Source organism: Longimicrobium sp., from assembly GCF_036387355.1.
Lineage (GTDB): Bacteria > Gemmatimonadota > Gemmatimonadetes > Longimicrobiales > Longimicrobiaceae > Longimicrobium.
Genome location: NZ_DASVTX010000229.1, coordinates 1 through 14926, shown reverse-complemented (window position 1 = coordinate 14926; position 14926 = coordinate 1). Strand labels below are relative to the sequence as shown.

Annotated in this window: 12 protein-coding genes; 10 read left to right on the top strand and 2 right to left on the bottom strand. The window is 68.6% G+C overall.

Features of this window, described 5'->3' with window-relative positions; genetic code table 11:
* Nucleotides 1–171: 171 nt before the first annotated feature.
* On the bottom strand, nucleotides 172–930 hold the full coding sequence (locus VF665_RS10125) for a DUF3800 domain-containing protein (RefSeq protein WP_331053304.1): 759 nt from the start codon (nucleotides 928–930) through the stop codon (nucleotides 172–174).
* 362 nt (nucleotides 931–1292) lie between these two features.
* Here VF665_RS10125 and VF665_RS10120 point away from each other — a divergent pair, with 362 nt between their 5' ends.
* The 8 genes from VF665_RS10120 (at nucleotide 1293) to VF665_RS10085 (ending at nucleotide 11375) form a co-directional block, all read left to right on the top strand.
* Nucleotides 1293–1928, top strand: coding sequence for a transglycosylase SLT domain-containing protein (locus VF665_RS10120; RefSeq protein WP_331053303.1), 636 nt, complete (start codon nucleotides 1293–1295; stop codon nucleotides 1926–1928).
* A gap of 182 nt (nucleotides 1929–2110) precedes the next feature.
* Complete coding sequence (locus VF665_RS10115) at nucleotides 2111–2890, top strand: gamma-glutamyl-gamma-aminobutyrate hydrolase family protein (protein ID WP_331053302.1); 780 nt, start codon at nucleotides 2111–2113, stop codon at nucleotides 2888–2890.
* Nucleotides 2891–3039: 149 nt separating this feature from the next.
* Nucleotides 3040–4503, top strand: coding sequence for an RNB domain-containing ribonuclease (locus tag VF665_RS10110; RefSeq protein WP_331053301.1), 1464 nt, complete (start codon nucleotides 3040–3042; stop codon nucleotides 4501–4503).
* A 97-nt stretch (nucleotides 4504–4600) separates the two neighbouring features.
* A complete protein-coding gene (locus VF665_RS10105) occupies nucleotides 4601–5836 on the top strand; it encodes a 6-bladed beta-propeller (RefSeq protein ID WP_331053300.1) in 1236 nt (411 codons plus the stop codon).
* Between the two features lie 594 nt (nucleotides 5837–6430).
* Nucleotides 6431–7102, top strand: a complete 672-nt coding sequence (locus tag VF665_RS10100; RefSeq protein WP_331053299.1) for an esterase family protein — start codon at nucleotides 6431–6433, stop codon at nucleotides 7100–7102.
* A 461-nt stretch (nucleotides 7103–7563) separates the two neighbouring features.
* Nucleotides 7564–8625: a hypothetical protein gene (locus VF665_RS10095; protein WP_331053298.1), complete on the top strand. Its 1062-nt coding sequence runs from the start codon at nucleotides 7564–7566 to the stop codon at nucleotides 8623–8625.
* Nucleotides 8622–9992, top strand: a complete 1371-nt coding sequence (locus tag VF665_RS10090; RefSeq protein ID WP_331053297.1) for a hypothetical protein — start codon at nucleotides 8622–8624, stop codon at nucleotides 9990–9992. The genes VF665_RS10095 and VF665_RS10090 overlap by 4 nt, the downstream gene beginning before the upstream one ends.
* 240 nt (nucleotides 9993–10232) lie before the next feature.
* Complete coding sequence (locus tag VF665_RS10085; protein WP_331053296.1) at nucleotides 10233–11375, top strand: carboxylate-amine ligase; 1143 nt, start codon at nucleotides 10233–10235, stop codon at nucleotides 11373–11375.
* A 386-nt stretch (nucleotides 11376–11761) separates the two neighbouring features.
* On the opposite strand, the gene VF665_RS10080 is transcribed toward VF665_RS10085, so the two are convergent.
* Nucleotides 11762–12397 carry a hypothetical protein gene (locus VF665_RS10080; protein ID WP_331053295.1) on the bottom strand — a complete coding sequence of 212 codons (636 nt, stop codon included), beginning with the start codon at nucleotides 12395–12397 and terminating at the stop codon, nucleotides 11762–11764.
* Nucleotides 12398–12509: 112 nt separating this feature from the next.
* Between VF665_RS10080 and VF665_RS10075 the strand changes: the two genes are divergently transcribed.
* Nucleotides 12510–13463 (top strand): hypothetical protein, encoded by a 954-nt coding sequence (locus tag VF665_RS10075; protein WP_331053294.1) that lies wholly within the window; start codon nucleotides 12510–12512, stop codon nucleotides 13461–13463.
* Nucleotides 13460–14341, top strand: coding sequence for a metallophosphoesterase family protein (locus tag VF665_RS10070; protein WP_331053293.1), 882 nt, complete (start codon nucleotides 13460–13462; stop codon nucleotides 14339–14341). The genes VF665_RS10075 and VF665_RS10070 overlap by 4 nt, the downstream gene beginning before the upstream one ends.
* Nucleotides 14342–14926: the final 585 nt, after the last annotated feature.

Sequence of the window (14926 nt, the reverse complement as noted above, 5' to 3'; positions counted from 1 at the left end):
GGAGTAGACGAGGGTCACCCGGGTACGGGAAGCAGACAGTCTTGACAAGCAGGGCGCCCGCCCGTTATGTTGGACGCGGATCTGAACCCCGGCCAGTCCGGGCAGTAGGTTCCACCCGGGGGCGGATCTGATCCGCCCCCTGTTTTTTTGCCCTCGAATCGCCCCCACGCATCAAAGCCGCACGATTCCACGCGGATCACGGCTGACTGCCGCACGGCACAGAATCGGCTCAAGGCGGCTGAAGTAGTTCTGCCCCGATTTCTTGCGCATGTACCCGCTCGGCACAAGCTCCTGATACAGCAGAAACGCGATCAAATCCACCGCCTGGATGAGGTACGCGTCTTCCGAGTTTCGAAAGACGGGGTCTTCGATCAGGCGGATCAGCGATCGGTTTCCGGCTCGGTGCCGGGCGGACGGCGTATGGTTCTGCGCCCGCAGGCGGCGCACGAGTTGCCGCAGTCGCTTGTCACCGGACCCATCTACGATCAGAAGTCCGCGGTCCCTTCCCGAATCCGGTCCCGTGAAGTTCCGGGCCGCGATCGTAGTATCGAATCGTTCGAGAAGGGCCGTCCATGCACACTCGAACACTCCGTAGTCCGCCTGCTTCCCCTCCTTGTCCACGACGACGTTGATCACGTTCAGCCCCGGGATGCACGCCAGCACATCCGCGTAGGCCCGGATGATCGTGAGCCTGTCATTGCGCTTGATGCGCGCGAGGGCGCCCGGCTTGTTGATCATGCGCGCGGCGTGAAGCTCCTCCCTCAGCTTGAGCCCGAACCGATCGCGCATCTCCTGCCGAAAGCGCAGGATGTGCTGCAGCGCCGGGCGCCAGGACAGTTCGTGGAGAATGAGCCCGCTCAGCTCGAAGTACCGGCACGGTGAATTGACGAGCCCAGGATCTCCGCTCTCGTCCACGTAGATGAGGTACATCTTGGCTCCGCACGGGGTAGCGTGAGAGCCTGAAAGCTAGTCCTCTCCGTCCACCTTCTCCAGTGTGCTTCTATCTCTTTACGCCAATTCCCGCCTGTGGCGGATAACGTTTGTCTTCCACCCGCGCGACATCCGCCACCCGCGCGCCCTCCGCGCAAAACGGCCGGTTCCGCGGATGACCGTCGCGCGATCGGGAGGATGCGGTTAGCTTCCGGGCATTCCCTGACAGAGATCCGCCGAGCGAGATGCCTTCCCGATCCCCGTCCCGTCGCCGCAGCTCCCCGCAGCCGCGCCGCGCTCCCAGGCGCCGGGCGGGTACGCAGGCGCGCGCCGCGGCGGGGCGGGTGGACCGGCGCGTGTGGATGGCGCTTGCGCTGGTCGCGGCGCTCCTCGTCTTTCCGCCCACGCGCGCGGTCGCGGGTCGCGCCTGGGCCGGCGTGGATGCCGCGCTCGCGGCCATGCGCGCCGAGCAGGCCCGTGAGCGCATGGTGGCCGGGTACGCCCGCAAGTACGGCATCAGCGTGGACCTGGCGGACGCCATTGAGCGCGCCGCCCGCGCGGAGCGGCTGGACACGGAACTGGCCTTTCGCCTGGTGCGCGTGGAAAGCGAGTTCCGCCAGCACGCGCGCAGCCACGTGGGCGCGCTGGGCTTCACGCAGCTCATGCCCGCGACCGCCGCGGAGCTGCAGCCCGGCATCACCCGCGAGCAGATGGTGGACCGCGACACCAACCTGCGCCTGGGCTTCGGCTACCTGAAGCAGTTGATCGCGGTGTACGACGGCGACGCGGAAGAGGCGCTCACCGCCTACAATCGTGGCCCCGGTACCGTGGCGCGCATCCGCCGAAAGGGCGGCGACCCGTCCAACGGCTACGCGGACCTGGTGCTCGGGCGCCGCGGCGGCTCGCCCGTGAACCACGTCGCGGCAGACTCCACCCCGGCGCCCGCCGCGCCCCCTCTGCACGAATCCGCCCCGGCCCGCCTTCCCCAGGGACTCTGATCCGCCGCCCGGCGCACACTCGGGAAACAGATGTGTACGTGCGGTGTAACGGGACGGTTGCACGATCCGCCGCCCGCGCGCATGTTGCTGTGCGGTCCCGATCTTGCCACCCGCGGGGGCCGATCCATCAGGGCAGGTCGCTCTTCTGATTTCACGCAGGTTCAAGAAGGAAGCAGGTTTACATGCACCGGCGCCCCGTCATCGGCATCCCCACGCAGACGCTGCAGTCCATCGACCGCATTCCGGAAGACCTTCCGGCGTCGTGGGTCATGAACCAGCGCTACTTTCTGGCGTGCACCTCGGTGGGCGCCATTCCGTGGATGGTGCCGCTGCTGGAGAACGATCCCGAGACGCTGCGCGGCATCTACGACCACCTGGACGGCGTGTTCATCGCCGGCGGCGTGGACGTGGACCCCGCCTCGTACGGCGCGGAACGCCACGCGCTCTGCGGCCGCACCGACCTGGCCCGCGACTACGTGGAGCTGATGTTCGCGCGGTGGGCGCTGGAAGACGGCAAGCCGGTGATGGGCGTGTGCCGCGGCCAGCAGGTCATCAACGTGGCCGCGGGCGGAACGCTGGTGCAGGACTGCGCGGAGCTGTTTCCCGGCGCCATCAAGCACGACTACTTCCCCGGCGCGGGGTGGGCGCGCGACTACCTGGCGCACGAAATCCGCATCGCCCCGGGCTCGAGGCTGCAGGCGGCGCTGGGCGACACGGCCATGGTGAACTCCATGCACCACCAGGCCATCGACCGCCTGGGCGAGGGGCTGATCGCCTCGGCGTGGGCGCCGGACGGGCTGGTGGAGGCGCTGGAGGGCACGCGCGAGGGGCAGTTCCTGGTGGGCGTGCAGTGGCACCCGGAAATGCTCATCGACACGGACGCGGGAACGCGCAAGCTGTTCGAGGACTTCATCGAGGCGGCCAACCAGTTCCACGACGCCAACTCCATGGCGTTCGCCTGACCGTCATCGTTTCATCGAAAGAAAGGCCCCGGACTCCGCGCGAGTCCGGGGCCTTTGCGCATCCCGGAACGCCGGATGCGTTGCGCACAAGCGGGCGCGGCGCGCACCTTGGGCGCGAGCGGGTTGTGATCCATCCCACGGGAGACGGCATGGCGGACGGCGAGCAGAGCACGGTGGAGCAGGCGCTGGACGCGGCGCGGGCGGAGTTCGGCGTCCGCGCCGGCTTTCCGCCGGAGGTGACGGCCGCGGCGGCGGAGGCGGCCCGGCGCCCCGTGGCGCCGTCGGACGCGCGCGCGGACCGGCGCGACCTGCTGCTCGTTACCATCGACCCGCCGGGGAGCCGCGACCTGGACCAGGCGGTGTGCATCCAGCAGACGGAGGACGACGGATTCCGCCTCTACTACGCCATCGCGGATGTCGGCTTCTGGGTGGACCGCGGCGGCGCCATCGAGCAGGAGGCGTGGAAGCGCGGTGTTACCTTCTACACGCCGGACCGCAAGGAGCCGCTGTACCCGCCGGAGATCAGCCAGAACGCGGGGAGCCTGCTGCCGGACCAGGACCGGCCCTGCATTCTGTTCGACTTCACGCTCGACGAACGGGCGGAGGTCACCGCGTTCCAGGTCGGGCCCGCCGTGGTGCGCAGCCGCGCGCAGCTGACGTACGGCGAGGTGACGGAGCACGTGTGCGGCGACGGCTCCCTGTTCCGCGGCAAGGAGTGGGAGGAAACGCTGCGCGAGATGCGGCGCTTCGGCGAGCTGCGGCGCGCGCAGGAGGCGGCGCGCGGCGGGGTTTCGCTCCCCCTCGTAAGCCAGCACGTGGCGCGGATGGCGGCGGAGCGGCTGGGGTACGAGGTGCAGTTCGAGCAGCCGGTGGCGTCGGAGGAGTGGAACGAGCAGGTGTCGCTGCTGATCGGGCACTACGCCGCGCTGCGCATGGTGGAGGGGGGCATCGGGATGCTACGGGTGATGGGCGGGCCGGAGCCGAAAGCGGTTGACAAGTTCCGCCGCATCGCGCTGGCGATGGGCTTCGCGTGGCCGGAGGGGATGGAATACGCCGCCTTCATCCGCTCGCTGGACCGCACGCATCCTCGGCTGACGCCGCTGGTGTGGCAGGCGCGCCCGGTGATGCGCGGCGCGGACTACGTGGCGTTCGATGGTGAGCCTCCCGCCGATCCGCTGCACCACGCGCTCGCCATGCAGTACGCGCACGCCACCGCGCCGCTCCGCCGCCTGGGCGACCGCTACGTGCTGGACCTGCTCGTCACGCTCGCCGCCGGTGCGCGCCCCACGCCCGAGGAATCGAAGACGCTCGCCGCGCTCCCCGCCGTGATGAACGAGGCGGAGACGCGGGAGTCCAAGCTGGAACGGCGCGCGGTGGACGTGGCGGAGGCGTGGATGCTGCGCGAGCGAGTCGGGGAGGTCTTTCCCGCCACGTGCCTGGATGTGCGCGGGCACGGCATCGAGGTGCAGATCGACGATCCGCCCGTGCGTGCTGTCGCCCAGATGACGGAGGGCGCGGCCGCCCCGGAGCCCGGCGCCGCGGTCCGCGTGCGCCTGTCCTCGGTGAACGTGCTAGCGGGGAGGGCGGAGTTCACGCTGGAGGCGGCGGGCTGATCCGGGCAACCTCCCGGGCCGTGGCGGAGTCGGATGGGAGCGGTGGCGCACTGAGTGCGCCACCGCTCATCACATTCAGCCCCCCACGGACAGGATCATGAGGCACACCGGGATCACAATCGCGGCGCCGCTGCTGGCGCTCGCGCTGCTGGCGGCGGACGCGGGCGCGCAGGGCCGGATTGTACAGCTTCCGCGCGCCGACCGGGCGCTGGCCGGCGCGCCCGCGGCCGTGTACACCATCGGTGCGGCGGAGGGCGCGGAAGAGGAAACGTTCGGCACCATCGCCGGGGTCGGCTTCGACGCGGCGGAGAACCTGTACGTGCTGGACCAGCAGAACGCCCGGGTGATGGTGTACGGGCCCAATGGCCGCTTTCTGCGGCGCATCGGAAAGAAGGGTCAGGGCCCGGGCGAACTCATGATCCCGACACAGATCGCCGTGGCGCCGGATGGGACGGTGACAATCAACGACATGGCGACGCAGCGCCTGAACGTGTTTCGCCCGGACGGCACCTTTGTGCGGACCCTGCAGACGCCGGGGGTGACCACCGGCGGTCCGCTTGCCTGGCACCCGCGCGGCTTCCTGGGCGCGTTCCGCCCCATGATGTCGCGCGAAGGCAACTTCTCGCAGACGAGCACGAGCGTTCCGCTGCTGCTGTACCCCGCCGCGGGCGGGGAGCCGGCCAAGGTGTTCGACGTTCCGCAGACGATCTCCGTTCAGCAGACCAGCGGCGGCCCCGCGGCCGCGCAGACCACCCGCCTGCGGGTTTCGGGACCCGCGGCGTTCTCCCCGGCCGTGCTGTACGGTGTGCTGCCCACGGGCCAGGTGGCGCTCAGCTTCACCAGCGGATACACCGTCCGCGTGATCGACACCAAGGGGCAGACGCTGCGCTACCTGCAGCGCCCCCTGCCGGTACGCCTGACCACGGAGGCGGACCGCGAACGTGCGCGCGCGCAGCGGCGCGAGATGTTCCGCACGGGTCGGGGGATGGTGCGGATCGTCACGGGCGGGGGCGGCGGGGCCGCACCGCCGCCCCCGAGCGCGGCGGAACTGGAGGCGCGCATGGGCGAGATGAGGTTCGCCGACACCATCGCGGCGTTGCGCGGGCTGCGCACCTCGCCTTCCGGAAAGATCTGGGTGGAGCGCACGGGACGCCTGGTAGGCGAACCGGGGCCGCTGGACCTGATCACGCCCGAAGGGCAGTACCTGGGCACCACGACGGCCATGCAGCTTCCCGGCGCCATCAGCCGGGGCGGGCTCGCGGCATTCATCACCCGCGACGAGGACGACGTGGAGCAGGTGGTGGTGAAGCGCCTGCCCGCCGGCTGGCGGTAGACGACAGGCAGGCCAGGGGCGGCGAACGGGCGCGGAGCAATCCGCGCCCGTTTGCTTTCCACGCACACCCTAAGTATCCGCCACGCAACATCTTGTCATCCGGAGGAGGCGCCGGACGGGTTGTCCGGCGGCGCGTACGTTGGCGCCGACGAAGGATCTGCTTTCCCGTGAGAACGGGCGTGCTTGTCGCGACGTTGGCTCAGGCGAGCAGGGAATCCTTCGGTCGCGCAGGAATTCGGCAAGGCGGACACCGCGACGCATGCTCCTCAGAATGACGATCTCGTTGCACGGCATGGGTTTGCGTCTCCCCGGGCGCGGCCAGCCGGAGAAAAGTCGTTGACGGGGCGGCGTTGATGCCGGGCAGGGACGTGGCGGCGAGCGGGGCGCACCGGCAGCTGTTCGCGCTCCGAACGTCTGTTTCTCGCGCATCACGCGCCCCTTTTCCCATCCCCGGCCCGCGCGTACGTTGGCCCGGTGCGAGGCTTGCGGAACGCGCTTCCGGCCCGCCGCTGTCCCCGTCTACGCCGCACCGGAGATGAGCTTCCCGTGAACCGTGAGCACCACCGCTGGCACAGCCCCTCGCTGGGGCGTGACATGGATCTGCTTGTGTTTGGCCACTCCGGCGCCCGCATGGTGGTCTTTCCCACCTCGCAGGGCCGCTTCTTTGAGTGGGAAGACCGCGGGATGATGGGTGCGCTGGGCGAGCACCTGCGCAACGGCTGGCTGCAGATCTTCTGCGTGGACAGCGTGGATGCCGAAAGCTGGTACGCGCGCTACAAGCATCCGCACGACCGGGCCGAGCGCCAGTACCAGTACGAGGCGTACGTGCTCAACGAGGTGCTTCCCTTTTCGCAGAGCCGCAACGGCAACCCGTTTACCATGGCCGCTGGGGCCAGCTTTGGCGCCTACCACGCGGTCACGATGGCGCTGCGGCACCCCACCCGCTTCAACCGGGTGATCGGGATGAGCGGGATGTACGACATCCGCCAGTTCGCGGACGGCTTCTACGACGCGGCGGTGTACGGCAACAACCCGTCGCACTTCGTGAGCGACCTGAGCGACCACGGGCACCTGGAGGCGCTGCGCCGGATGGACATCATCCTGGCGACCGGGCGCGACGACAGCTTCGTGGAAAACAACCGCCACATGAGCCGCATCCTGTGGGACAAGGGCGTGGGCAACGCCCTGCGCCTGTGGGACGGCTGGTCGCACGACTGGCCGTACTGGATGAACATGATCCGCACGTACGTGGGCGGAAGCGATTGAACGGCAGTGCGGGAGTGCGGGAGTGCTGCGTGCTGAGTGCGGAGTGTGGAGTGCGACGGAAGTGCTCAGTGCCAGGTGCCCAGGGCGAAGCCGCCGGACAAGGGGCCAGCGGCGTCGATGAGTTGATGTTCCCACGCATGGGCGGAGGGAGACTCGCGCGGTGGACCGTTTGGGGCGGCGATGATGCCGGGGCGCGAGGCTCCCGGAGCGGGCGGAGAGACCCCGCAGGCGCGGCGCACGGAGGCGGGCGCGACGAGATCGAGCGGGTCCGCGCCGAGGAGGCTCACCGCCCCCGTGCAGGAGACGGATGGGGCAACAGCAGTACCGTTGCCCCGGCCGGCTCCGGAACGGGCCTGCCGCCCCCAGCAGGCAGTCACGAGCACGAGCACGAGCACCGAACGCACTGACGCACACAGCACTCACGCACTTCTTCTTACCATCTTTCCAAAACGGAGCGGCAGATGACGCTGAAAGTGGGGCTGATCGTGGGGCGCGAGTGGTCGTTTCCCCCGGCCTTCATCGAAGAAGTGAACGGCCGCAACCAGGGCGTGACCGCCGAGTTCGTGCAGCTGGGCGCGCCACGCATGGACGACCCCTGCGAATACTCGGTGATCATCGACCGCATCTCGCATGAGGTGCCGTTCTACCGCACCTACCTCAAGCAGGCCGTGCTGCAGGGGTGCACCGTCGTCAACAATCCCTTCATGTGGACGGCCGACGACAAGTTCTTCGGCGCGGCGCTGGCCACCAACCTGGGGATCGCGCACCCCAGGACCGTGGTGCTCCCCAACAAGGAGTACATCCCCGGCATCGTGCACGACGAGTCGCTGCGCAACCTCAAGTATCCGCTGGACTGGGAAGCCATCGTGGAGCACGTGGGCCTTCCCTGCATCCTCAAGGACGCGCACGGCGGCGGATGGAAGGACGTGTACGTCTGCCGCACGCTGGAAGAGCTGATCCACCACTACGATACGTCGGGCCTGCTCACGATGATCGTGCAGGAGTTCATTCATTGGGACCACTTCATCCGCTGCATCTGCCTGGGGCAGGAGGAAATCCTTCCCATCAAGTACGATCCGCGGGAACGGAAGTACCACGTGGAGCACGACCACATGAGCGACACGCTGGGCCGCCGCGTGGTGGACGACAGCCGCAAGCTGGTGCAGGCGCTGGGCTACGACATGAACTCCATGGAGTGGGCCGTAAAGGACGGCGTGCCCTACGCCATCGACTTCATGAACCCCGCGCCGGACATGGACGTGTACTCGCTCACCCCGCACTACTTCGAGTGGGTGGTCAAGCACATGGCCGACATGGCGATCCGCCTGGCCAAGAACCCGCGCCGGCAGGAGCGCGCCCTGAGCTGGGAAGGCCTGTTCACCGGATCGCGCCTGGCCACCGAGGTGGGCGGCGCGGCGGTGCTGGGGACGGGCGCGGCGCCGGCCTCCGTGAGCGGCGCCGGTGACCCGGGCGACCTGCCGGACCCGGTGGTGGACGCCAACGTGGAGATGGGCCACTCGTGAGCGACGCCGCGCTGGCCCGCCGGGCCATTGAGGAATGGCACGGGCTGCTGCAGGATTCCGCGCTCGCGGCGGACAGCGCGGAGCGGATGGAAGACGAGCACCGGCGACAGGGGATGTACTTTGGCGACCGGCCGCTCTGCTCGGTGCTGCGCCCGCGGATGCTCACCGTGGGCCAGTACCGCTGGATCCGCCGGCGCATCGGCTCGCTGATGGGCGCGTACCGCAAGATCCACGAGCGCGCGCTGGTGGACGCCGAGTTCCGCGGGCAGTTCCGCCTGCTGGACTGGGAAGAAGAGATCGTGCACTTCGACCCAGGCTTTCGCTCGCCCTGCCCCACCTCGCGCCTGGACACCTTCTTTTCGTCCGACGACCAGACGCTGAAGGTGACGGAGTACAACGCCGAAACGCCCGCGGGCCCGGCGTACATGGACGTGCTTTCCGAGGCGTTCCTCGGGCTCCCCGTCACGGGCGAATTCCTGCGGACCCACGTCCTCCATCCGCTCCCCGCGCGGCACGGGGTCATGCAGACGCTGCTGAACGCATGGCGCGAGTTCAGCGGCGGGCGCACGCTGCCGCGCATCGGCATTCTGGACTGGAACGACGTTCCCACCGTCAGCGAGTTCATCTTTTTCCGCGACTACTTTCGCGCGCGGGGCATGCAGTGCGAGATCGCCGACCCGCGCGAGTGCGAGTACCGCGACGGCAAGCTGGTGGCGCCCGGCGGCTTTGTGATCGACCTGATCTACAAGCGGGTGCTGATCGATGAACTGCTGCTGCGGATGGGGATGGACAACCCCGTGGCGCGCGCGGTCAAGGACGGCGCCGTGTGCATGGTGAACCCGTTCCGCTGCAAAATCATCTACAAGAAGGCCGGCCTCGCCGTGCTGGCCGACGAACGCAACGCGGACATGTTCACCGCGGACGAGCTGGAGTCCATCCGCGCGAGCATCCCGTGGACGCGCGTGGTGGAGGAGCGGCAGACGGACTACGAGGGGAAGCACATCGACCTGCTCCCCTGGATGGCGCAGAACCGCGACCACCTGGTCCTGAAGCCCAACGACGACTACGGCGGCCACGGCATCGTGCTCGGCTGGCTCGTGTCGGACAATGAGTGGCAGGCGGCGATCCGCACGGCGCTGGAGCGGCCGCACGTGGTGCAGGAGCGCATCATCCTTCCCGTGGAGCCCTATCCGAGTTGGGTGGACGGCGGCGTGCAGGTGACCGACCGCATGCTGGACTTGGCGCCCTACATCAGCGACACCGAGCACGTGAACGGCGGACTCACCCGCATCGCCACGGACCCGCTGCTGAACGTGACCGCGGGCGGGGGGAGCAGCGTGGCCACGTTCCTGGTGGAGGAGCGGTAGGGGGAACGGCAGGGAATAGGGAATAGGGAATAGGGAATAGGAACGGACGGGATCGGGCTAAGCACCGGGGACTCGGGACTGGGCACCGGGGACTCGGGACTGGGCACTGGGCACTGGGCACTTCTCCCTCGCGTTCTCCGGCTCGGTCCGTGCAGTTTGTGGATGGACGAAAACAACTGGTTCAGACGCTCGGGCGGATGATGGTCCGCGCCCGCTCACACACCCTCGGGGATCTCCGCCATGAAGGCGCCTTCGCTGACGCTCGGCATCGAAGAAGAGTACCAGATCATCGACCCCGAAACCCGGGAGCTCCGGTCGTACATCACGGAGCTGCTGGAATCCGACCACATGATCATGGGGGAGATCAAGCCGGAGCTGCACCAGTCCATTGTGGAGGTGGGCACCACCGTGTGCCGCACGCCGCAGGAGGTGCGCGCCGAGCTTCAGCGCCTGCGCGGCATGGTGATGGGGCTGGCCGCGCGAAAAGGGCTCAAGGTGGTGGCCGCGGGCACGCACCCGTTCAGCAGCTGGATGACGCAGGAGATCACCCCGCTGGAACGCTATATCGGCGTCAAGCAGGACATGCAGGACCTCGCCCAGCAGCTGCTGATCTTCGGCACGCACGTGCACGTGGGGATCGAGGATCCGGAGTTCCTGATTGACGCCATGAACGTGTCGCGGTACTTCCTCCCCCACATTCTCTGCCTGTCGTCCAGCTCGCCGTTCTGGATGGGGCGCAACACGGGGCTCAAGAGCTACCGCAGCGTGGTGTTCCGCAACTTTCCGCGCACGGGCGTGCCCCGCATCATGCGCGGGTGGGCGGACTTCAACGAACTGCAGGAAACGCTCGTGGCCACGCGGTGCATTCCCGACGGCAGCAAGATCTACTGGGACCTGCGCCCGCACCACGCCTACCCCACGCTGGAATTCCGCTTTCTGGACGTGTGCACGCGCGTGGAGGAAGCGGTGTGCGTGGGCGCCATTCTGCAGGCCATCATCGCCAAGCTCTGGAAGCTGCGGCGCGACAACATGACGTTCCGCCTGTACCCCTCGGACCTCATCGAGGAGAACAAGTGGCGCTCCGTGCGCTACGGGCTGAACGGCAACCTGATCGACTTCGGCAAGCAGAAGGAAAGCAGCGCCCGCGCCCTCATTCGCGAAATGCTGGAGTGGTTCGTGGATGACGTGGTGGACGACCTGGGGAGCCGCGCCGAGGTGATGTACGCGCTGCGCATCCTTGAGGAAGGTTCCAGCGCCGACCGGCAGCTCGCCGTCTTTGAGCGCACGGGCGACCTGAAGGACGTGGTGGACCACCTGATCGCGGAAACGGAAGAAGGCGTGACCATCGACGAGAACGCCAGCGTGCAGGTTCGCAGCACCTGAGCGCGGAGGGACTCCGCGAACTTCGTTTCTCACGGAGGGCACGGAGGCCGCACGGAGGTCACGGAAACGGAGAATCGCCTGGCGGGGGTCAACCCGGCCGGGCGATTCTTGTCAGGGATTCTGATCGACACGGGGGTGGGCGCGATCAGCCAGCCCTCCTGAGCGGATGAATCCGCCCGCTGAGCACTTGGGATTGGGTGCGATCAGCCAGCCTTCCTGAGCGGATGAAGCCGCCGCGCTGAGCACCTGGAATTGGGCGCGATTAGCCAGCCCTCCTGAGCGGATGAATCCGCCGCTCGGAAAGCGGAAAGCCCCGACTCATGGCCGCTGGCGCGTCCACGATCGGGGCTTCAACTGCGTTTGGACGGCGCGCGGGAGCGAAAGAGCTACAATCCCATGCGGCGCTTCATTTCCTGCAGGCGCGCCTCCACGTCGTCCTCGGCGGGGCGCGGCGGGGGCGGGGCGGCGCCGTCCAGTTCCCCGAGCGCGTCGTTGTAGGCCGCGTCGTGCTCAATGCGGCTGGCCATGCGGTCGAAGTCGTCCACCCCCGTGGTGCCCGCCTCGCGGATGGTCTGGCCGGCGCGCTGCTGGCGCACGGCGGCCAGCAGCCCGAAGCGGTTCAGGTCCGCCTCCTTGTAGCGCCGCATCATGTCCTGCACCTCCGCCGCGCGCAGTTCCTGCTCGGCGCGGGCGGCGCGCACCTTCTCTTCCAGCACGGCCACGCGCTTGCGGTGGCGCTCCGCGAACTCGGCGGCAATGCGCACCGTTTCCGCGTCCCGGATGCGCTCGGCGAGCCCGCCGCGGCGCACGGCGTCGTTCAGCGCCTGCTGCTCGCGCGCCAGCTCGGCCTCGGCGGCGCGCACGCCTTCTTCGTACAGAGGGAGCGCGGCGCGGGCCTGCACCATCTCCCGGCGCATGCCGCCCAGCAGCGCGGCCACGTCGTCTTCCGGGCCGCGGCGCCCCGCCTCAGTCACAAAGGCGCTCCAGCTTTCCGCGAACAGCTTCTTGAGATCGTTCAGCATGCCGCAAAGGTACGCACGAGCGCCGCCGCCGGTCAACGCAGCCGTGCAGCCCCTGGCCGGTCCGATTGTTGCTTTTGCGCCCCGCCAACGTTTCAACCACGGATTCGGTTCCATGCCCAAGGTTCAGCCGGCAGCACCCAGGTTCCCGGGGTTTCAGAACCTCACCAAGGAAGAGCGCAAGTCCGTCACCCACGGCGACTTCTGGATTCCGGAAGACGAGCGCGAGGTGTACAAGCTCGCCCTCGCCGCGCTGAACGAGGCGGGGGTGCCGTACGTGGTGGCGGGCGCGTACGCCATCTACGAGCACACCGGCATCTATCGCCAGACCAAGGACCTGGACCTGTTCTGCACCCCCGAGGCGGTGCTGCAGGCCATGCAGGTGCTGCGCGATTCCGGGTTCATCACCCGGCTGGAGCAGCCGCACTGGCTGGCCAAGGCCATCAGCAAGGCCAACCGCGACCACTTCATCGACATCATCTACGGGATGGGCAACGGCCTGGCCCTGATTGACGACGACTGGTTCAAGCACAGCAGCCCCGCCACGCTGGCCGCCACGCAGGTGCGCGTGGCGCCGGTGGAGGAGCTGATCTGGCACCGGCTGTTCATCCACGAGCGGCACCGCCAGGACATGGCCGACGTGGCGCACCTGATCCTGTGCAAGGGCCACCTGATGGACTGGCGGCGGCTGGTGACCAAGACGGGCGAGCACTGGCCGCTCCTGCTCTCGCAGGTATCCATGTTCCGCTACGTTTATCCCGGCTACCGCGACCAGGTGCCCGAGTGGGTGGTGCGCGAACTGGTGGCCAAGGCCGAGCAGGCCGCGCACCAGCGGTCGGAAGAGGGCGAGGAGCACAACATCACGCGCGGCACCATGATCTCGCGCTTTTCGTTCGCCATCGACGTGAACGAGTGGGGGTTCCACGACCTGCGCGAAGACAGCATCGCGGGCATGCAGAAGCACCCCGCCGTGCTGGGCTGCCTGGCGAGCGACGTGTGGGACGAGCGGGCCAACTTTGACGCGGATGACCAGTCGGCGGTTCCCACCCCGGGGGACGAAGAGGAATGACGGACGGAAGCACGCAGCAGGACGGGACCGGCGCGGCCGGCGAGGACGGAGCGGCGTTCGGGCGCCGCAGGGAAGACCGCGCCGGGCGCGTGGTGCGTGTCGCCGCGGTGGGCGACTTTCACGTGGGCGAAAAGGACGGCGGGCTGTACCGCGACCTGTTCGCCCGGGTGAACGACGAGGCGGACGTGCTGCTGCTGGCGGGCGACCTTACGCGCCGCGGCTTTCCGGCCGAGATCGAGGTGGTGATCAAGGAACTGGCCGACGTGCGCGTGCCTATCCTGGCCGTGCTGGGCAACCACGACCACGAGAGCGGCAACGTGGAGCGGGTGAACGAACTGCTGCGCGCCCGCGGCATTCACCTTCTGGACGAGGCCCCGTTCGAGCTGAACGAGCACGTGGGCTTTGCCGGGGTGAAGGGGTACATGGGTGGCTTTGGCCGCTACACCCTGACGGCGTTCGGCGAAGCGCACACCAAGGACTTCGTGGGCACCACGCTGGAAGAGGTGCAGAAGCTGGAGTTCTCGCTGCGGCGCCTGTCCACGCCGGTGCGGGTGGTGCTGCTGCACTACGCGCCCATCATGGACACGGTGATGGGCGAGCCGGAGCAGATCTTTCCGTTCCTGGGCAACGACCGCCTGGTTGAGCCGATCGACCGGTTCAAGGCGGCGGTGGTGTTTCACGGCCACGCGCACCACGGCACGTTCCGCGGAAGCACGCCGGGCGGGGTGCCGGTGTTCAACGTGTCGATGGTCCGCGTGCGCGAGGACGCCGGCGCGCCGATGTACTACGTGCACGAGATCCCCATTCCGCGGGATGACGCCGAATCCGCGCACGCCCCGGAGCCCGGGGTGGAGCAGCCCGCCGGCCGCGCGAGCTGACGCGAGGCGAAATTCAGCCGACCCTTCGCGGATCGACAGAACGGCCCTCCACCCGATCGGGCGGAGGGCCGTTTTCGTGTTCCGGGGGCAAGGGGATCGCGGAACCGCGATGGTGGCGCGGCGGCGGGGTGGGGCCCTCACCCGGCCGCGCTGAGACGCGTCCACCCTCTCCCACGAACAGATGTGGGAGAGGGAGCACACCCCAACGGCAGTCAGGCGCGGTTCGGAGGGATGGGCGCATGCCTCGGGCACCCCTCTCCACCCAGCCCCCTCTCCCGCGAGCGGGCGAGGGGGAGCAGATCGGCGCTGGGCGAGCGTCGGTGCGTGTGGCCGGCTTCGTTCCCGGCGGTTGAAACCGCGCCTCGAACGACACGAAGTCCGCCTCCGCGGACTGGAAGACCGCCGGCGCACGGCACCCGCAACGGGCTGTCCGCCAGGTCGGTTGAAGCCCCGATCGTGGACGCGACAGCGGCCTCGAGTCGGGGCTTTCCGCTGTTGGAGCGGCGGATTCATCCGCTCAGGACAGCCCGCACATCCGCTCAGGACAGCCCGCACATCCGCTCAGGACAGCCCGCGTATCCGCTC